This is a genomic window from Pedobacter sp. BG31 (genome assembly GCF_042464845.1).
Taxonomy (GTDB): Bacteria; Bacteroidota; Bacteroidia; order Sphingobacteriales; family Sphingobacteriaceae; genus Pedobacter; species Pedobacter suwonensis.
On sequence record NZ_JBHNZK010000001.1, the window covers coordinates 41,988 to 62,689 of the forward strand.

Sequence of the window (20,702 nt, forward strand, 5' to 3'; positions counted from 1 at the left end):
AGATCATTTCTACATCACAACACTTTTTCATTCTATCCTTCTCTCATTTTTAATGCCCTGCTTCTACAGCTTTACGTACACTTCCATAACGGCTTAACAGTTCAGCGGCTTCATCATAACCAATGTTCAGTTCATTGGCCACCATTTGTGTACCGCGGTCTACCAGTTTATGATTGGTTAACTGCATATCGACCATTTTATTGCCAACCACGCGCCCCAACTGAACCATCACCGTGGTGCTTAGCATATTTAATACCATTTTTTGCGCCGTACCGGATTTCATGCGCGTAGAGCCGGTAATAAATTCAGGGCCAACAACTACTTCAACCGGGAAATCTGAAGCTGCGGCAATAGGTCCGCCGGTATTACAAACAATGCAACCTGTTAAGACTCCGTGTTCACGAGCTATTTTTAATCCGCCCACTACATAGGGCGTGGTACCTGATGCTGCGAGGCCAACCAGGCAATCTTTTTCATTAATATCAAATTCCTGAAGATCTTTCCAGGCTTGCTCCGGGTCATCTTCAGCAAATTCCACTGCTTTCCTAATCGCAGTATCTCCACCAGCAATAATTCCTACAACCCAATCAAATGGCACACCGTAAGTAGGCGGGCATTCTGAAGCATCTACTACACCTAAGCGACCGCTTGTACCTGCACCTATATAAAAAAGACGCCCACCTTTTTTCATCCGCCCGGCCACTGCCGACGTTAACTTTTCAATCTGAGGCAAAGATTTCTCAACTGCAAATGCTACAGTTTTATCTTCATTATTAATGCCCTGCAAAACCTCTAATACCGACATCTGATCGATGTGTTTATAGTTAGATTCTTGCTCGGTAACTCTGTTCATAAATTTAATTTTGATAAAATTCGGTAAATTCTTTCTAAAAACTAGGTTAAAAATCTAAAAAATATCTGCCATAAATTTTAGCCAACCGCGGCAGGTATTATTTAATGCTAAATATTATAAACAAAAGACATGAAAATACAGTTAAAAAATATATCAACCCGCTAATTTTCATAAATTTGCAGTAACGCCAATGAAAAAAAATACCAGGAACAACATACTAATCGCTTCAAGCTATTCTATAATCTTAATAGCAGGCATGTTTTTGGGTATAAAATTCATTAAAGACCAAGGTTTTGGCGTTAAAAAAAGTACGCAGCTTGCTGAAAACAGCGACGAAAAACTAAACGAAATCTTACACATCATCAATGGTAATTATGTTGATGACATCAATACGGATTCCCTTCAGAACTTACCTATTGATAGCGTTCTGCACCAGCTCGATCCACATAGTGTTTACCTGCCTCCAACCGATGCGCAGGATATGACCGATAATCTGGAAGGAAATTTTGAAGGGGTAGGCATAGAATATTATATGCTTAACGATACCATGATGGTTACAGGGGTGGTGAAGGACGGACCGGCATATCAGGCAGGAATTAAACTTGGAGATAAGATTTTGAGTATTGATACCGCCATAGTAAGCGGACGAAACCTGCCTAAAGATCAACTTACCGGTCGTTTTAAAGGTAAATCCGGAACTGGCGTAAGTGTAGTGCTCTTACACCCGGGCGCATCACAGAGCAACCGCATTATGGTTACCCGTGGTAAAGTAAATATCAGCAGTATTGATGCTGCTTACATGATTAACAACGAAACCGGTTATGTTCGGATCAGTAAATTTGGCGCAAATACGGATAATGATTTTGCTGCTGCAGCGAATAACCTGAAGGCAAAGGGGATGAAAAAACTTATTCTCGACCTGCGCGACAATGGAGGTGGTTATTTTACAGCAGCAACTGGCCTGGCCGATCAGTTTCTGGGAGAAAATAAGCTCATTGTATACACCCAAGGTAAGCATGAGCCCCGAACTGATTACTTTTCTACCGGCACCGGATCTTTTCAAAATGGCAAACTGGCTGTTTTGATTAATGAAAATACGGCTTCAGCGAGCGAAATTGTTGCAGGAGCTATCCAGGACCTGGGCCGTGGGATTATTGTTGGCCGCCGCTCTTTTGGCAAAGGTTTGGTACAGGAACAATTTGCTTTTGGCGATGGCTCTGCATTGAACTTAACCATCGCAAGATATTACACCCCTTCTGGCAGAAGTATCCAAAAATCATACAAGAAAGGCTATGATGCTTATAAACATGAGTTGGACGAACGGATGATGGATGGAGAACTTACCGGAGACCGTACTTCTTTTCAGGATTCTATTGAGAAAACGGAAGGGGTAATTCAACACAATAGAAAAGCTAAACCGGTTGGTGGTATCCAGCCAGACGTATTCGTAAAATTAGACACTACAGGCTATAATAAGTTTTACACTGGTTTAGTGAACAAAAAAGTGCTTTCTGATTATGTATTTAATGTACTGACTAACAGGTACAGTGCCAGCTTTGTAGAACAGAACATCAATATCTTTACCATAAACGATAATGACTTCAAAGATTTTATCGGATTCCTGCAACGCAAAAACATAACGATTGACCGGTTTCAATTGTACAATTCAAAGAATGTGATCTTAAATGATCTCAAAGCTTTACTCTGCCGCTATTATTTAGGCGATGTGGGCTATTATAAAGCTGTAAACCAGAATGACAATGCGGTAAGGCAGGCACTCCTTAACCTTCAATAGCCATATTTTATATGCTTCCAAAGTAAAATGAACACAATAAATCAATTTTAAATTTCTTTAAATTATTAAAAAACAACATAATATTCTGATTTTAAATCAGATATTAATACTAAATTCTGTTTTTATTAATTTTGCCGGTAAACATATCATTTATGGAAACGAGCAGATTAGAAGCAAAAGACCAGGAAGCATTAAACGATCTTTTAGAGAACGTAAAGGAACAAACTGAGCTATTTCTAGGTTATCCGGTAGCCAAGGATTTTGATTACCAGGCGCTTTCCGGCTTTTTAAAATATCCGATGAATAATCTGGGTGATCCTTTTGTTACTTCCACCTATGGTGTCGGATCGCGCGAACTGGAAAAAGAAGTGGTTCAGTTTTTTGCCGAACTTTTTCGTGCACCCGCCGATAATTGGTGGGGTTATGTAACCAATGGCGGTTCGGAGGGGAATCTATATGGATTATACCTGGCCCGCGAGCTACATCCAAAAGCAATGGTTTATTACTCAGAAGCTACGCATTATAGTGTGCAGAAGAATCTGCATTTGCTGAATATGTCGAATATCGTAATCCGCACGCAGACAAACGGAGAAATCGACTATGAAGATCTTGAGTACACCATTAGAATGAACCGCCACATGCCTGTTATTATTATGGCCAATATTGGGACCACCATGACTGAAGCACGTGATGATGTGTCTAAAATCAAAGCCATTTTAAAAAAACTGGCTATCCAGCATTATTATATCCACGCTGATGCAGCGCTTTCTGGTACCTATAGCGCACTGATTGAGCCCAGGCCAGCATTCGATTTTGAAGATGGCGCAGACAGTATCGCCATTAGCGGCCATAAGTTTTTGGGTTCTCCGATGCCTTGTGGCGTGGTGGTGGCCAAAAAATCTAACCGCGATCGGATCGCCCGTTCGGTAGCTTATATCGGGAGCGTTGACACGACGATTACCGGATCCAGAAATGGCCATAGCCCCTTGTTTTTATGGTACACCATTAAACGTTTGGGCATAGCCGGTTTGAAAAGCAGGGCCATGCATAGCTTAGCAACTGCCGCTTATACCGAACAACAACTTCAAGCGCTGGGTATTGCTGCCTGGCGAAATGCCAATGCCATCACGGTAAACTTCCCTACCCCATCTGCAAAAATCTGCAAAAAATGGCAGCTTGCCGCCGAGCAGGGAAATTCGCACATTATCTGCATGCCAAATGTAACAGCATCACATATTGACCTTCTGGTTGCCGATCTCAAAACTGAATTGGTTTTACAGGATTGAGACTACAAACATTTCTATACACCTGCTGTTTAAGATGAGTATATACGTTAAACAGATAAATGAAAATAATCATTGTAGGCGCTACAGGTACGCTGGGTAAAAAAGTAACTGAGACTTTTGCTCCAAAGCACGAGATCATCCGTGTGGGGAATACCAAAGGCGATGTTCAGGTAGACATTACCAATGAAACATCGATCAAGAATATGTTTGAGCAGATCGGTCCTTTCGACGCCCTGATCAGTACAAGCGGAAAAGGTCCCTTTGCTCCTGTAAATCAATTAACAGGCGAAGTATTTAAAAGCGGTTTGCTGGATAAACTATTGGGACAGATTAACCTGGTGCTTATTGGCCAGCATTACATTAACAAAGGTGGTTCATTTACGTTAACTTCGGGTATACTGTCTGAACGTCCTGTTGCCGCCGGTTCTGTATTGAGTACCATAAACGGTGGCCTCAATGCATTTATTTTGGCAGCTGCCCGCGAAATCGGAAGCGAAATCCGCATAAATGCCGTCAGCCCCAATGTGGTTGAAGATTCGCCTGCTTTTTTCGATTCTTTCCCCGGAGAAATCCCGGTTACTATGGAAAAAGTAATTAAAGCTTACGAGAAAAGTGTATTGGGTATTATAACAGGCGAGGTGATTAAGGTTTATTAGTAATCTTAAACATTTCGAAAAGTCTGTGCTGTGATGACTTAATAAAAACTTAGCGTAAAAATCCACTTGGCTAAAACCCCAAAGTTTATATTAGCCTAACTAACAAAACCAAGTATGATAGAAACAGAACGCCTCATTTTAAAACCTTTAACGCACGATCAGCTCTTAAAATATATTAAAGATGATCATTCTTTAGAACAAGAATTTGGCCTTCTACCTACCAGGAAAAACATTTCTCCTTCGCTACGTGAAGCTTTGGAACAGACGATTTTACCTAACGTTTTTGATAAAGACAAGGATTATCTATACCATACTTTATGGACAATTATATCCAAACCAGACAACAGAATGGTAGGCGATATCTGTTTTGTTGGTGAACCCGACCAAAATGGCGAAATCGAAATCGGTTATGGCACTAACGAAGAATTCAGAGGCAGAGGATTTATGACTGAAGCGATTGGAAGATTAATTGAATGGGCCAGGGAACAGCCTAAAGTAAAATCCATTTTTGCTGCCACAACAAAGGACAATGTGGCCTCTTATACCATTCTAGAAAAAAATAACTTTATCCATATTGGTGAAGTTGATGATATGTTAAGCTGGAAAATCGAATTAAAATGAGCTTCGCGGCCAATGCCACTAGTCTTAGCCTACTGCAAAAATATTGTTTAGTTTTTTGCAACTTTATTAAGTTACAACGAAGACACGGAAAATTATGGAATAGTAATCGCGTTTACCATTCTCATTTGCAAAGAGGAGGCCGTGAAAATGCCGATTTTATCTACTTTCCATTCCTATTCCCACATTACAAATTTGGATCTCCTTCATCCTCGTTAAAAACCAGGACGATAGTAAAATATTGAAACCTGGTCGCATCGAAGGATAAATGAGTTATCTGTATAGCTATAATATTAAGATTACATATTATAATACAATCTCAAATAAACTTAAACTGATTCCTCCATAATGTTTTGGTAATTCATCTGTTTTTTCCATGGTTACTACCCCAACATAATTAAAACCACAATCGGTATAGTATTCCAGAAGCTTTTTATTATCCGCCCAGGTATCCATTCTAATAAATTTAATGTTATTCCCTACCGCATAATCTTTAGCCCATTTTATAATTTCCTTCACAAAAGCATAACCCCTAAAATCAGGATGGGTTACAATCCTATGGATATAAATTGCATCATGATCTCGTTCTCCCCAGATCAACTGATCGTTAAACGTAACAGCAAAAACACAGGCTATTACCCCATCAATGAGGATTTTATATTGACGGTTTTCATTAATTTCGGTCTGCACCATATCCATGTTGAAGCCTTGCCAGTGTTTGTTAAATACTTTCTTTTGGTGGGCAATAGCCAAATCATAAAATTCGAAAATGACATCGATATCTGTTGCCTGGCTATTTTGTATTTGTGTTTGCATGTGGTAAAGGTAGGGGTATTTTCTGACCACTGATAAGGACAATCGTACTTTGGACTGTACCGCAGTCGGGATTTGTAATCCCGGCTCTACAATTTCATCGTTGGTGGATTTCAAATCCACAGAACATTGCGACGAGATTACAAATCTCGACGAACAAAAGAATCTTAAAGGTTAGTGCATTAAGATTCCCAATCAAGTTGGGAATGACGACCTCTCTATAAATTCAGCTCCAATAATCAGCAAAAAAATGATCATTCAGAATGAAAAAAAACAAAACAGGGCTGCTTCTTTAAGAAACAACCCTGTTTTTAATTATGGGAATTTGGACCTTAAGCCTTATACCTTCAAGCCCTCAACCCTAACTTATTTCTGTCTGAAATAAATCTGGATCGGTGCACCGGAAAAATCGAAGTTTTCCCTTAATTTATTCTCGATGAAACGTTTATACGGATCTTTAATATACTGTGGCAGATTACAGAAAAAGGCAAACATTGGCGAAGTTGCATTAATCTGCGTGATGTATTTAATTTTAATGTGTTTTCCTTTCAAAGCCGGTGGCGGGAATTTCTCAATCAGCGGCAACATTACATCATTTAATTTTGATGTAGGAATTTTCTTGCTGCGGTTTTTATAAACCTCTAAAGCTGCCTCTATTGCTTTAAAAATCCGCTGCTTGTTTAATACCGAAGTAAAAATAATCGGCACATCAGTAAACGGACGGATACGCTCATGGATCTGCTCTTCAAAAGCTTTCATTGTTTGCGTATTTTTCTCGATCAGATCCCATTTGTTTACCAGAATCACAATGCCTTTTTTGTTCTTTTCGGCCAGGTGGAAGATATTGATATCCTGACTTTCAATGCCCTCAACCGCATCAATCATTAACACCACTACGTCAGCTTCTTCCAAAGCTTTAATGGTACGCATTACCGAATAAAATTCCAGGTTTTCTTTCACCTTGGTCTTTTTACGTAATCCGGCAGTATCGATCAACATAAACTCATGACCGAATTGATTGTAGTGGATTTTGATGGAATCGCGGGTTGTACCTGCATTTGCAGTCACAATATTCCGTTCTTTACCAATTAATGCATTAACGAGAGAAGATTTACCCACATTCGGACGACCGGCAATGGTTACTTTAGGCAATTGATTTTCTTCTTCAGGAATATCTTCGAAATTTTTAACAATTTCATCCAACAACTCTCCTGTTCCGGAGCCCGTCATAGATGATAAAGGATATACTTCGCCCAATCCGAAACCATAGAAAGTATGGATTTCGTTATATAGAGCAGTATTATCTACTTTATTTGCGCAAACAAAAACGGGTTTATTACTCCTGCGCAATACCTGGGCTATATCATCATCCAGATCGGTAATACCTGTGGTTACATCTACCATAAAGATCAACACGGTGGCCTCTTCAATGGCAATCATCACCTGCTCGCGAATGGCAGCTTCATAAACATCTTCAGAGTTGGCTACATAACCGCCCGTATCAATTACGGTAAATTGTTTATCAATCCATTCGCCCACGCCATAGTGCCTATCGCGGGTTACCCCACTCATATCGTCTACAATGGCTTTACGGCTTTCGGTTAATCTGTTAAAAAGGGTACTTTTGCCTACGTTTGGCCTGCCTACGATGGCTATAATGTTACTCATGGTCTTCTTTTGATAGTTAATGGCTGTAGTTAACGGTCCTGGTGCCTTGAGCAAGCTGCTCAAAAATTTGGCTATCAGCCATTGACTATCAACTACTAACCGATTTATTTCGGGCTGCAAAGGTACGGTTATTTTTTCGTAACCGCTATTAATATTAATTTTTATACTTTTCCAAAAGTGCTTTGATTACATCTTCCGTTAATTCATTTCCCTGCAACAGCGGAAAACCTTCCCATCTTACCACTCCTTTTGGATCAATAAGGATAGCATGCGGAATACCTTTAACCTGAAGCAAATCTTTAACAGTTCCTTTAGTATCTATGGCTTCAAAATAGTTGATCTTTGGATTATTAAAAGCTTCTACTTTTTCCGCTGCTTCATCAGAAATACCAATGATTACAATTTTATCCTCATATTTCTTCTGGATATCGTTTAATGCAGGGATATATGCCCGGCATGGCCCGCACCAGGTTGCCCAAAAATCAATCAGCACAAATTTCCCTTTGGTATCAGGCTGTTTTGAAATCCATTTTTCAACAATTAGTTCCGGAGCCTTTTCGTTAAGGATAGATTTGGCCCACAACTTTTTACCATTGTTTGATTCCTGGGCAAAAACCACCGTACCGATCAACAGCAGAACAAAAGTTAGATTTCTCTTCATATCTTAAAAATCGGAATTAATTATCGTAACCGAAGCTTTTTAAGTAATTCTTTTTACTTCTCCAGTCGGGAATTACCTTTACAAACATTTCCAGGAACACCTTGCTATCTAGAAATTTCTCGATTTCTAAACGTGCCTCGGTCCCAACCTTTTTTAACATGCTTCCGCCAGTGCCGATTAAAATGTTTTTTTGCGAATCTCTTTCGACTACAATTTCTGCAGTAATCCTGATCATGGTGCCTTTGCCATTTTTCATTTCCTCCTCCTTAAAGCTCTTTACAATCACTTCGGTACTGTAAGGGATTTCCTTGTGGTAATTCATGAAGATTTTTTCGCGGATCATCTCCGAAACAAAAAAACGCTCAGAGCGGTCGGTTAAATCTTCTTTGTCGTAGTATGGCGGATGTTCTGGCAACATCTCCAGTACGCGATCCAACAATCCATCTACATTATGTTTATGTAAAGCTGATATGGCATAAACCGCAACCGGATTTAACTTTTCCTGCCAGTAGGCAATTTTCTCTTCTACCTGTTCTTGCGTAGCCTGATCTATCTTATTGATCAACACAATCGTAGGAATATCTTTATTCAGGATTTTATCCAGAACATCGTCTTCATCATGCACCTCATTAATGTCGGTTACAAATAAAAGTACATCAGCATCGGTTAAAGATCCGTTAACAAAGCTCATCATACTTTCCTGCAAACTGTATTTTGGCTTAATTATGCCGGGGGTATCGGAAAAAACGATCTGATAATCTTCTTCATTTACGATACCTAAAATACGGTGCCTTGTAGTTTGCGCCTTAGGAGTAATAATGCTAAGTCGCTCGCCCACAAGCACATTCATAAGGGTAGATTTACCCACATTTGGTTTACCTATTATACTAACAAAACCTGCTTTATGCGCCATTAAAATATTTTTTAAAAAAAATTTGCAGTACAAAGAAACGAATTATATCTTTGCATTCCAATTCGGAAACAGAGTTAAGGATTTAATTCACAAAAAACGAGTTGTATGTAAAGTGCGGGGTGGAGCAGTTGGTAGCTCGTCGGGCTCATAACCCGAAGGTCGCACGTTCGAGTCGTGTCCCCGCTACCAATTCAGTTGGTGGTTCTCAGTTGGCAGTTTACTGCGAATTGAAAACTGGAAATTTAAATACTGAAATGGCCCGTTCGTCTAGGGGTGAGGACGCCAGATTTTCATTCTGGAAACAGGGGTTCGATTCCCCTACGGGCTACGAAACCGCTACAAAGCTGAGCGGTTTTTTTTATCAGTTTCAACACTGCAAAATTGAAGGTTGGTATTTCCCTTAAAAATACATGATAGTGCGGGGTGGAGCAGTTGGTAGCTCGTCGGGCTCATAACCCGAAGGTCGCACGTTCGAGTCGTGTCCCCGCTACCAATTCAGTTGGTGGTTCTCAGTTGGCAGTTTACTGCGAATTGAAAACTGGAAATTTAAATACTGAAATGGCCCGTTCGTCTAGGGGTGAGGACGCCAGATTTTCATTCTGGAAACAGGGGTTCGATTCCCCTACGGGCTACGAAAAGCCGCTTCTATGCGAAGCGGCTTTTTTGTTTACATTAAATGCCCCAAAAACCTATCCTTCTTTAAGTGCAGCTATATTTAAATAATACTATTTTTAATACCTTTCTTTTTACCAAACCTCAGGTTTTAAGCGGATGGTACAGTAACGAATTGTTAATTTCACTTTTGCTAATTACCGGCCGGTACCTCATTGATCCTGTGTCGAGCTCGCCCCCTGCCGCTGCTATAGATTCTTGATAAAATTTCCCTAAGGAGTCCTCACGCACGTAACTTCCATTTCCACCAAAATCTTCTACCAAAAAGCCATGTTCCTTAAGCAATGTTGGCATGGCTACCTCGTGATGGCCCGACCAACCTGCTTTGAAAGCTTCATCCAAAAAATAAATGGCCCGGTTCGAAATCCGGTATATTGGGTTAAACGACCTCAACCTTCTGGATACGGGGATTATTTTACCCTTATTGTTTTGCAAACTGTACCACCAATGCCATTTCGGCTCATCACAGTAATCGCGTATATGGGAGCTGATAAAATCTGACTCAAAACTCCTGAAATGATCGAAAAACTGACCAATATCGCCATGGTAATAAACATCATCTTCAATTACCCAGTAATGCTTGTAGTAAGGATTATTACGATAGAACCCGAAAAGGGGAAAATGGTTGCTACCTGGAAGAAGAGATTTGAATATTCCCTGTAAGGATAGATCTTTCATAATCCCGTCATCAAAGATAAAGTGCTCCATCTCATCCTGAACTAAAACAGATTCATTCCTTTTTTCGTGGCGCAGATATATTAAACTGAACCTTTTGGGCAGGGTTTCTTTAATGCGATTATATCTGGCAAGCGTTTCCGGATCGCTTTTATTTGTTAAAAAAAGTACAACTTCTTTGTTTACCGCAGCCTTTGCATAACCCGGAAGATTTAAAGGTTTCTTTTTGATATCGAGCAGTTCACAGTCTATTCTGTCGAGAACCCTTGAAGGGCGACTGGCCTCCAATTTTCTGGCAAATAAAAACCTGCTCTTCTTCATCATGTTTAGGTATTCCTCACCCAGGTATTTGGGATGGGCATAAGGGAATTCCCACTTAATAAGATGCAGGTTGCGGTTTACCAGATTTTTCTCAACAAACTCATTTCCGCAATTTAACAACAACGTTTGGAAGAAACTTTCATCCGGAATTCTTACCAATTTAAAATACCGGATAAAATCGGGGTTTACAGCCAGAAAATCCAGAATTATTTCCGCTACCGGAAGAGGAAAGGACATCCATTGCGAGCCACCATAAAATTTTATCTGTTCACTAATTTCTGCATAAAGCGGAAATCTATCTTCTCCTCCTCCTTTCCAGTTTCTATATGGAACCGAATCGTATTCCATAAAAATACTGTGCGGATTCGCAGCTAGATATTTATTGATATATCGGTTACCTTTAATGGGGTAGTCTTGCCCGCTTAATAAAACAATCCTATCAGTTGAGGGCAGATCACTGCAGATAAAGCCCAGTGCATTTAAAACTGCCTGAACCAGTTCGAAGCTACCCCATGCACTCTCACATCGCTGCTCCAAGAAAAACACTTTCTCAAAATCCAGGTCGGTAAAACCCCGCATAAAGTCTCCTATATCGGCACGCTTATCAACGTGTATTACAAATTTTACTTCTGCAGACGAAAGAACATTAACCAACCGTTGTAATTGTCTGGGGTTTTTATGAGCCAGGATAATGTATGTAATATTCATTATTTATAAATTAAAATTCTAAAAATCATTAAATAAGGAACTGCTTATTTACCATCTTGATTAATAACTGTCTGTAAATTATTTATAAAGCGTGCCAGCAGGGAATACTCATGTACAATTACCTCAACATCGGCAGACATGCCATTTTTTAAAATGATTTTGTTGTTTACTTTCTTATCACCAGCAAAATCGACCCTGGCCAGGTAAAGGCTATCGTTATATGCAAATTCCGAAACTGAAGAGAGACGGCCCCGCAGCAGACCATATTGTTGATACGGATAACTGTGGAGCTTAACGATTACCTGTTGTCCTTTTTTAATTTTTACAATACTTGATTCCGGTATCCGTATTTCGCCATAAAAGCTTTTGGCCTTTTTGTTTATTATAAAAACTTTCTGGTTCTGTACCACCGTTGTGCCGGTTTGAATAAGCCCTATGTAATTTAATTTACCATCCGATGGCGCTGTTAAAATATGCGCACTCTTCCACAGTCCAATTTCATCCTGAAAGCTAATGAGCGATTGACTAAATTGTAATTGCTCTTCATCTCTTTGTTGCGCCAAAGCTGAATATTCTTTCTGCAGTTCAGTAATTTCGGTATCTAGTGTTTTAAATTCAGCTTCAGACCTATATTGTTTATGGATAATTTTCTGACTTAAGCGGTTGATATCCTTTTCTAAAATTTTGATCTTATTGCTCAAATAACTATTGTTGCGGCCAGATATAAATTTAAGATAGCTGATATTGAGGTACTGGTAGCTCTTTTCTAGGCTACCGAGGTTTAAACCTTTAGGCAAAACGATATTAGGACTTTGGGGGCGTTTTAGGAAATCTGACCGAATTTCATCTATTTTTTTTGCTAAGTAAAGGATATCGTTGTGGCTCCCCGGACTTTCGAGCCAAGCAAGTACTTTTCCTTGTTTTACAAAATCACCATCAGTTGCGAAAACCGTTTTAACAATTCCTGATTGCTGGGCGGTGATGATTATTGGTGGATTTACGCTCTTTACCTTTAACTCCGCATTAATGGTTTCGGGATAGGAAATCAGGTTTGAACATAGGATGATTATAATCAAAATCCCAAAAAGCAATGTAACTCCGCAGCGGATAATCCAATGGGGAACGGCTGTAATGATATCGCTTACTTCTTCACTCCTGATTTCCTGAAGAAGTATTATCTCTTTTCCTTTTAAATTTTCTACTTGTTCCATATCTGCTTTAATTTCCCAGCTCGAGTTGATTTTTGACCAGTTGATAATATTCGCCCCTGCTCCGCGAAAGAGAATCGTGTGTTCCCTGTTCAATTACTTTACCTCTATCCAATACAATAATTTTGTCGGCATTTTTAACGGTACTCAATCTATGTGCAACAACAACAACCGTTCTGCCTTTGAAAAACGATTCGAGGTTTTCCATAATTACCTTTTCATTATTGGCATCGAGGGCATTAGTTGCCTCATCGAAAAAAATATATTCTGGATTTTTATAAACGGCCCTTGCAATCAGGATTCGTTGCTTTTGCCCCTGGCTAATCCCATTACCTTCCTGCCCAATTTTGGTATAAATGCCAAGGGGAAGGCCCTCAATAAACTCATTAATATTTGCAACATTCATGGCATTCTGCAGTTTTAACATGTTTGGATACTCATCTCCAACCGCAATGTTTTTTGCTATGGTATCGGAAAAAATAAATCCATCCTGCATTACAGTTCCGCATTGGCTCCTCCAAAAGCGGTACCCAATTGTTTCAATCGGAATTCTACCTATTTTAAGGTCACCGGATTCGGGGCTGTAAAAGCGGAGAAGTAGTTTAAGTACAGTTGTTTTTCCACTCCCGCTCATCCCAACTATAGCCGTAGTTTTTCCTTCGGGTATGCTGATGGTCAGATTTGAAAGTGTAGGCTCGAGACCGGCACCGGGATAACGGAACGAGATATTGTTTAATGTTATACCCCTTTCATTTGGCAGTTCGTTATAAAAACTTCTTTCGGATGGTTCTTCTTCATCCATTGTATGGATCTCATTTAAGCGTTCGAGACTGATTTTTGCATCCTGAAGCTGCTGGATAAATGCAACAAACTGTTCGATAGGACTGTTGAGCTGACCAACAATATATTGTACAGCCATCATTGCGCCCAGGGTAAGGTGTCCATCTACTACTGCTTTAGCTACAATAAATGTGATGATAATATTTTTACCTTCATTGATGATGAATGTTCCGGTTTGCTGTACCTGGTTTAGCGACAAACTTTTGATGTTGAATCTAAAAAGTTTGGCCTGTATCCTTTCCCATTCCCACCTCTTTTGCTGCTCACAATTGTTGAGCTTTATTTCCTGCATACCGCTTATCAGCTGTACAACAGTACTTTGGTTTTTTGAAGAAATATCAAATCTTTTGAAGTCGAGCGCCCTGCGTTTTTTCAAAAACAAGATAACCCAAAATGAATAAATAATGCTACTGAATATAAAGATTGAAAAGAGGGTTACACTATAACAGGCCAATACAGCTCCGAATACGAGCATATTGAACATAGAAAAAAGAATATTAAGGGTTGAACCCGTAAGAAAGCTTTGTATCCTACCCTGATCGCTCATCCGCTGCATAATATCGCCCATCATCTTTGTATCGAAAAATCCCATTGGGAGTTTCATCAGTTTGATAATAAAATCGGTTAGGATCGAAATATTAATCCTTGAACTGATATGTAACAAAATCCAGCTTCTAATAAACTCAACGGCGGTTCTTCCGATAAAGAGCATGGTTTGAGCGATCAAAATGAGATATATAAAATTAATATTCCTGGTGTTGATCCCTATATCTACTATACTCTGGGTAAGAAAAGGAAGAATCAGCTGCAAAATACTTCCTACTCCAAGGCCTATAAACAGCTGAACAACAAGTGCCCTGTATTTTTTTAAATAACCAACCAAATAAGTAAGATCCAATCCTTTTTTCTCTTCATCTTCAAGACTATAAAACTCGGGGGTTGGCTCTAATGTAAGTGCAACTCCCTCTGAGCGGTGTTGACTATGTGTACTTAACCAGTGTTTTTCAAATTCAGAGTGTGTATAGATGATAATTCCTTTAGCTGGATCTGCGATATAATATTTTCGTTTGTGGATTTTGTAAAGCACAACAAAATGATTTTGGTCCCAATGCAGGATTACAGGCAGATCTATTTCGGCCAGCAACTCCAATGGCAGTTTTATACCACTTGTACGAAAGCCGTTTTTCTCTGCAGCCTCACTGATTCCGAGTAACGAAACACCATTCCTGCTCATTCCGGATGTTTCGCGCAGGCGCTGCAAACTAAGGCGTTTCCCGTAATGGCGGGCAATCATCCTTAAACAAGTTGGACCGCAGTCCATCTGATCGGGTTGTCTATAGTGTATGAAATTTGCCAATTTTGGAAGTATTAAGTTCTTAATCTGAGTACTGTTATTTTCTTCCGGATGATGCCGGGTATTTAGTTGGATTTATAGCGGTCGTTCTCTTTAACCTCAACCCTCGACCTGGATTTTATTCCACCACCAAACTTGTAGTTGAGCCTGATAATACCATACCTTGATCTCCAGGTATTCTGGTATATGCCACTAAATGAACTGTTGTTGATATCGGTAAAAGTTCTGGCCGTTTTAAATAAATCCTGAACCGTAAAACCATAGGTGAAACTTTTATTCAATCTGCCATTGAACCCAAAATTAACGCTTCCGTTTCCTTTTGTTTTTACCTGGAGGTAGTTACTTGCGGATTTGTAATCGCCACTGAGCTGCACGCTATAGTCTTTTGTAATTTTATAATTCAGCTGTAAATTCGAATCATAGGTCATAATAGGATTCTCCACATTTTCATCGTTCAAAGTTTCCTTACCTGTATAACTGTTTTTCCGGAGTCCGAAATAGAAACTCAATGACACTTTTTTCCCGAAAGAACTCTCTTCGGTAATATAAAATCCATAATTTAAAGCCTTTTGATAGTTTTCGTAAGTGTTTAGCACGATATTGCCTATGGTTGAAGCCTTGTTAATCTGGCCAAAAATATCCTGGATATAAGTTACATAGCCCGAAACCAGGAGCGAATGCGAATCGCCCCAATATTTGGTATAGTTAAGCTGTGCTTTATTGCTATAACTGGGGTTTAAAAAAGGGTTGCCCTGACTGATTTCGTTAGGGTTTGAATTATCTATAAAAGGATTGAGGATTTCATATGAAGGTCTTTCAATCCTGCGCGACAGGTTGAGGCTCAACTGCTGATCGTGCTTAAACCTGATTTTGGCATACAGGTTGGGGAAAAAACTGATATAATCGTTTTTAATCTGACCCGAATTAATGTTGTACCCGGTATGCTCGGTTCTTAAGCCCAGGGAATAAGAGAATTTATTGATTTTTGAAGAGAACACAAAATAGAGGCTATTAATGTTCTCCTGATAATCGAGCATGTTAGAAAGGTTATTGTTCCTGGCCGGAATGGCACCATTCAGCGCACTGGTTACCACGTAATCGTTAATATTTGAGGCGAACGTGGTTTTTCCACCAAAACTCAGATTGCTGTTTTTTCCGGTTTTCTTTTCATAATCAGCAGAAAGTACATAGAAATTGTACCTGATATCGGTATTGTTTTCCTGATCCCTCAAAAGCCTGAGCTGCTGCGGATCCTGGGCATCATAATAATTCTGCGTAAAATCAACCAAAGTTCGGTTTGCGGCATTGGCATAATTGGCATCAATATCCAATACACCTTTACTTTTGGGGAATTTTATTTTATAATTGATATCTGCCAGCAGGTAATTATTATTCATCCTGTTACTGTTGTCCTGGGTGTAGTAGGTCAGATCCCTTGTGTAATAATTCCTATCGGTGATCAGTGATTTTGGAAATCTGCCGTTAAAATCGATGTACTTGATGTTAGAACCTATTGTCTGGTTCGAGTCGATCTGAAAATCGGTTCCGATATTGGCATAATAACCATACATTTTTTGTTTGGCCTCTTCTGTTTGGTTCAACCTGTTTGAATCGGGGCTTAACAGTTTATAGGTAAGGTTATTTGTGTTTTCGGATACACCATACCGATAATAAGTGCTCCCACTGGCATAAATGGTGAATTTGTTATTCCGGTAGGTAAGATTGGTATTGAGATCGAACGCCGGCAGGTTAGCCGCACCTGCACTGGCGAAACCGGAAAATCCTTTCTCTCTGTTTTTTTTCAGAACCAGATCGATAATGCCTCCTGATCCGGCGGCATCAAACTTCGAAGGCGGATCGGTATATACCACCACAGATTCGATATTTTTTCCATTCTGGCTACGCAATAAACTCTGAAGCATAGGCCCTGAGAGGTTGGTTGGTTTACCATTGATAAAAACCTTTGCACTGGTCCCCCTCAGCATTACGGTACCCGATGGATCTACCACAATACCCGGAACCTGGCCCAATAGGTCTAAACTGCTACCAGTATTGGAACCTATCATTTTATCGGTATTAAACTTATATCCCCCCTGGATATCCTCAACCAATTTCTGATTACTGATTACCTCAACCTGTTTCAATGTCTGCACCTTTTTATCAAGCCTGATCATAACCGGTTGCGGAGCGGATTTAATGAGAAGTCCTATTTTTTTCTGGAAATAACCAACGGCACTAATGTTAAGATAAACAGAATCTGCCGGTATAAGATTACCGGAGATAGTGAAAGCGCCCAATACATCGGTACTGCCTTTAAAAATTAATCTATTACCTGCATGCATTTCAACAGTGGCAGCATTTATAAATACCTGGGTTTCGGCATCAATAACTTTAAACTTTACAACTTCCTTTTTATCCGGCTCCTGAGCATAAATATTCCGGATTATACATAAACCCAAAACGGTAATGATCATTAACAGTCTTTTAACGGTATCCATATCAATATTTTTAAATTCGCGACAATTAAACAAGCTGCGGCTTATGCATTGCACAAACCTTTAGGTATTCCTTTTGATTATCGCTGCAGTACTGTGGCAGCGAAAACTGATTTCTTTGGTGGAAGAGGTGATACAGAGGCCCATCAACCCTTTCGATTTTGTGCCCCAGGATTCTTAACCTGCGCACCCTTTCAATATCATCAGGGCCCCAGCCACGGATCCTCAGATTTTCTTGTCCGCAAGCCTCATATCCCGATTTATTCAACATTACCACACCCCCGTACGACTTTGAGAAACTGAGCCTGTGGTAATCAACATATTTTTCCAGGCATGACTCGTTGCCGGTATTAATGAAAAGTTTCCGGAGGAAAATATCAGTTTCGTAAAACCTGCCGTCGTATGGATAAACTGCTGTGGCCTTGTTTTCCCTCATCATAGCGGCCGCTCTTTCGAGCTGAGCACCCGGAATAATTATATCAGCATCGTAAAGCAGGTAGTATGGAGTATGTACCTGTTGTATGAGTTGGTTATTATAGTAAGTTCTATAGAAGAAATGCCTGTGGTCTTCGCAATAACTATAATAAAAATTTGCACCCAATATACTAACCGCAGCATTACTTAGCTGCTGTTGCGGACCAGCCTCCAACAAAAGAAAGGTGCTGTTAAAATTTAACGACAGAAATCTCAAAGTTGCAAACAGGTTTTCCATTCTATCAGGGCTATCGATCCGAAAGCTGAACAAAAAAGTAAAATCACGAAGGTTACGCTTGTTTGTGCTCATATCTGTAGGTATATCACTTCTTTATAAATCTGGTATGCCTGGGGTTTAAGCAAGCTTTGCACCATGAACAGTAGTTTTCCAAGTCCGTTATGCAGGCTATAATCCACCGAGCCTGTTATGATGGGATCGTTTAGGTAATATATTGCCCGGTTAACAATCTGAGTTGGAGAAATATCTGAATCGGCGTTGTACATTCCGTTTTCCAGTCCATTGATAATCATATCCAGCAGCATATTCAGCCCCTGTAAAGAGGGCGCCTGATGATATTGCGTGGCACTTAGCAGGGTATACTTCTGGTAATCTAACTCCAAACCCGGGATCGTTTTTCCGATAACGCTGCAGTATACCGAACAAAGGTAAATGAGCTGAATACCTGCTTCGTTGCTACTGCCCGCTACGGCTTCCCTATATTTCTGCTCCAGGTCTTCATCTTCAAGCATTTTAACTATTGAGGCCACCGGCTGGGGATAGATATCATTTTTAAGTCGACGAAGCAGGTTATAGGCATGGATACGCAGCGATATGGTTTTAACATCGAACTTAGCCAGCACATTTCCGAAATGACCGGCAAGCTCATCAATGCATGCAATCAGCATCTCGCGGGTTAAAAAAGAATTATCGAGGCTATTATGAAGTTCCTCATCCGAAAGCTTGAGCATTAAATAGTATATCAGACCAAGAGAACCCTCATTTAAATCTGCCCGGTGCAAACCCGAATGTGCAATGTATTTATGAATATAAAGATCTACCTCTTCCAATACCTCTGCCCTTGATACGGAAGCAAAGCCATATTTTTCGATGAGATGGAAATATGCCGCGATACCCACAGCCCCGTTGTCGTAACCTGGCGAAACTGAACCATCTATATCCATAAAGGCCTCCTCGAGCAGATCGTTCGCAAACCCCGCAAGGTAACCCATTCCAGGCTGCCCACCGAGCGTAAACATGGCCAGCGAAAGGCCAAGGCGCCCGTTTATTAAGCCTACATTTTCCTGAAAACCGCCGTTAATTACCAGCTGCTCGAGTAATAACTTACGAACCTGTTTAACCTGGCTGAAATTAATACCCTCTCTTACCGTTATTTCTTCCAATATCTGTTCATTGTACATACTCAAATTCCCTTTCAATTTGTTTAGATAAAGCAGTATAAATCGCTAACATGTCCCTGATCCACAAATCAATTGCGAATCTTTCCTTTAAATCTGACTGAGTAAAGCACATGCCTTTTTCGCGCTTATCTATTAAGTTTAAAATGTGACTGCAGATGCTATCAACATCAATATTGTATCCGTGTTTAATGTTAAAGTCCAGATCAACCTTAAATGCAGCCGGATTTCCATCCAGCATTTCAGCAAGCCCATCGTTATTGGCATAAATGATAGGAAGATCGTACCGGAGCATCTCTAAAGCCGTATAACTGCACTGCTCAAAAAAAGACATGGTTATACCGGCATCGGCAAGCAAATAGGCATTGTGGAGTTGATCTTCGTGCAGTGCCCCGGTAAATATTACATTGTTCCAGATAGTTCCGGAAATGGGCAACAGATCGTCAAAATTGCCCGAGCCGGCCACCAATAGTTTTATATTGTGTTTTGAATGGTGGCTAACAAGATGGTTAACCGCAGAAATAATATGCTTAATACCTTTAGATTTTGCTATTCTCCCCACAAATACAAGCACAAAGTCATTTTCGTTAAAGCCCAGTTGTTTTTTCAACTGCATTTTATCAATTTCATTTTTCGGTAATGTTAATGTTATACCATTCTTGATCAGCTTTACTTTATCCGGGTCGCATTGGTATGCAGCACAAACAAAGTTTTTGGCCGCTTTTGTTAAACAGATAATCTGATCCGAAATACGGCAAAAAATCTTTTCATTGGGATCTATGGAAACCTGGAATGCCTTGTCGCCGTAAACCTCCTGCCATGCCGAACTATACTCATCGAGACTTTTCTCGTATAAAAACTGCCAGCTTAAAAAATGAACGGTAAAAACTATTTTAAGGTCAAAACTCCTTTCAAGCTCTTCGGCCAAAAAAGATAGAATTGATTGATTAAAGTGGACCACCACTTTGCACAGCTCTTCAAAAATTGGTTCCAGTAGTGTGCGTACCCGTTTGGCATATTTAATTTTTTCAGTCTGATGCTGGCTATTGAAAATATTGATATACCTGGAAGCAGGTTTTGGAATATAGATATTGCGGATCCCATTCTGCTGTTCAATAAGAAACCGATCATGCTCTTCGTCAAGGCAATGTACGATGGTAACCGCGATATCGCGATGATGCCCCAGTCCTGAAACCAGGTGGTTCAGATAACTCCCGATCCCATAATTCATTGAATTATTAGCGAGTACAAAGTAAAAAACATGCGTCTGTTCCAT

The 20,702-nt window shown here is 40.0% G+C and carries 16 protein-coding genes and 4 tRNA genes; 8 read left to right on the forward strand and 12 right to left on the reverse strand.

The genetic code is table 11. The features are described from left to right. Positions 1-49 precede the first annotated feature (49 nt). Positions 50-853: an N-acetylmuramic acid 6-phosphate etherase gene (murQ, locus tag ACFE6N_RS00215; RefSeq protein WP_378932563.1), complete on the reverse strand. Its 804-nt coding sequence runs from the start codon at positions 851-853 to the stop codon at positions 50-52. A gap of 190 nt (positions 854-1,043) precedes the next feature. On the opposite strand from murQ, the gene ACFE6N_RS00220 reads away from it, so the two are divergent. The 4 genes from ACFE6N_RS00220 (at position 1,044) to ACFE6N_RS00235 (ending at position 5,211) form a co-directional block, all read left to right on the forward strand. Continuing rightward, on the forward strand, positions 1,044-2,648 hold the full coding sequence (locus ACFE6N_RS00220; protein ID WP_378932566.1) for a S41 family peptidase: 1,605 nt from the start codon (positions 1,044-1,046) through the stop codon (positions 2,646-2,648). Between the two features lie 152 nt (positions 2,649-2,800). Continuing rightward, positions 2,801-3,934 (forward strand): histidine decarboxylase, encoded by a 1,134-nt coding sequence (locus tag ACFE6N_RS00225; RefSeq protein WP_378932569.1) that lies wholly within the window; start codon positions 2,801-2,803, stop codon positions 3,932-3,934. A 59-nt stretch (positions 3,935-3,993) separates the two neighbouring features. Then, entirely contained in the window at positions 3,994-4,590 is a 597-nt protein-coding gene (locus tag ACFE6N_RS00230; protein WP_378932572.1) for a short chain dehydrogenase, read from the forward strand. Between the two features lie 114 nt (positions 4,591-4,704). Continuing rightward, on the forward strand, positions 4,705-5,211 hold the full coding sequence (locus ACFE6N_RS00235) for a GNAT family N-acetyltransferase (RefSeq protein WP_378932575.1): 507 nt from the start codon (positions 4,705-4,707) through the stop codon (positions 5,209-5,211). A gap of 303 nt (positions 5,212-5,514) precedes the next feature. On the opposite strand, the gene ACFE6N_RS00240 is transcribed toward ACFE6N_RS00235, so the two are convergent. The 4 genes from ACFE6N_RS00240 to era form a co-directional block, all read right to left on the reverse strand. After that, on the reverse strand, positions 5,515-6,024 hold the full coding sequence (locus ACFE6N_RS00240; RefSeq protein ID WP_378932578.1) for a GNAT family N-acetyltransferase: 510 nt from the start codon (positions 6,022-6,024) through the stop codon (positions 5,515-5,517). A gap of 363 nt (positions 6,025-6,387) precedes the next feature. After that, entirely contained in the window at positions 6,388-7,689 is a 1,302-nt protein-coding gene (gene der, locus ACFE6N_RS00245; RefSeq protein ID WP_090984664.1) for a ribosome biogenesis GTPase Der, read from the reverse strand. Positions 7,690-7,843: 154 nt separating this feature from the next. Beyond that, positions 7,844-8,350: a TlpA disulfide reductase family protein gene (locus ACFE6N_RS00250; RefSeq protein WP_090984458.1), complete on the reverse strand. Its 507-nt coding sequence runs from the start codon at positions 8,348-8,350 to the stop codon at positions 7,844-7,846. Positions 8,351-8,366: 16 nt separating this feature from the next. Then, positions 8,367-9,263, reverse strand: coding sequence for a GTPase Era (gene era / locus ACFE6N_RS00255; RefSeq protein WP_378932582.1), 897 nt, complete (start codon positions 9,261-9,263; stop codon positions 8,367-8,369). Between the two features lie 113 nt (positions 9,264-9,376). Between era and ACFE6N_RS00260 the strand changes: the two genes are divergently transcribed. From ACFE6N_RS00260 to ACFE6N_RS00275, 4 genes are all read left to right on the forward strand, one after another. Beyond that, positions 9,377-9,452: transfer RNA gene (locus ACFE6N_RS00260), tRNA-Met, on the forward strand. Positions 9,453-9,519: 67 nt separating this feature from the next. Then, positions 9,520-9,591, forward strand: a tRNA-Glu gene (locus ACFE6N_RS00265). Positions 9,592-9,680: 89 nt separating this feature from the next. Further along, a tRNA-Met gene (locus tag ACFE6N_RS00270) sits at positions 9,681-9,756 on the forward strand. 67 nt (positions 9,757-9,823) lie between these two features. Continuing rightward, positions 9,824-9,895, forward strand: a tRNA-Glu gene (locus ACFE6N_RS00275). Between the two features lie 124 nt (positions 9,896-10,019). On the opposite strand, the gene ACFE6N_RS00280 is transcribed toward ACFE6N_RS00275, so the two are convergent. The 7 genes from ACFE6N_RS00280 to ACFE6N_RS00310 form a co-directional block, all read right to left on the reverse strand. Beyond that, complete coding sequence (locus ACFE6N_RS00280; RefSeq protein ID WP_378932585.1) at positions 10,020-11,639, reverse strand: beta-1,6-N-acetylglucosaminyltransferase; 1,620 nt, start codon at positions 11,637-11,639, stop codon at positions 10,020-10,022. A 44-nt stretch (positions 11,640-11,683) separates the two neighbouring features. Continuing rightward, positions 11,684-12,850 (reverse strand): HlyD family secretion protein, encoded by a 1,167-nt coding sequence (locus ACFE6N_RS00285; RefSeq protein WP_378932588.1) that lies wholly within the window; start codon positions 12,848-12,850, stop codon positions 11,684-11,686. A gap of 7 nt (positions 12,851-12,857) precedes the next feature. Beyond that, positions 12,858-15,044 carry a peptidase domain-containing ABC transporter gene (locus ACFE6N_RS00290; RefSeq protein WP_378932590.1) on the reverse strand — a complete coding sequence of 729 codons (2,187 nt, stop codon included), beginning with the start codon at positions 15,042-15,044 and terminating at the stop codon, positions 12,858-12,860. A gap of 62 nt (positions 15,045-15,106) precedes the next feature. Further along, complete coding sequence (locus ACFE6N_RS00295; RefSeq protein WP_378932593.1) at positions 15,107-17,539, reverse strand: outer membrane beta-barrel protein; 2,433 nt, start codon at positions 17,537-17,539, stop codon at positions 15,107-15,109. A 25-nt stretch (positions 17,540-17,564) separates the two neighbouring features. Continuing rightward, positions 17,565-18,320 (reverse strand): galactosyltransferase-related protein, encoded by a 756-nt coding sequence (locus ACFE6N_RS00300; RefSeq protein ID WP_378932596.1) that lies wholly within the window; start codon positions 18,318-18,320, stop codon positions 17,565-17,567. Further along, positions 18,317-19,429, reverse strand: coding sequence for a hypothetical protein (locus ACFE6N_RS00305; RefSeq protein WP_378932598.1), 1,113 nt, complete (start codon positions 19,427-19,429; stop codon positions 18,317-18,319). The genes ACFE6N_RS00300 and ACFE6N_RS00305 overlap by 4 nt, the downstream gene beginning before the upstream one ends. Further along, a complete protein-coding gene (locus tag ACFE6N_RS00310; protein WP_378932600.1) occupies positions 19,419-20,702 on the reverse strand; it encodes a glycosyltransferase in 1,284 nt (427 codons plus the stop codon). Before ACFE6N_RS00310 ends, ACFE6N_RS00305 begins: the two co-directional genes overlap by 11 nt.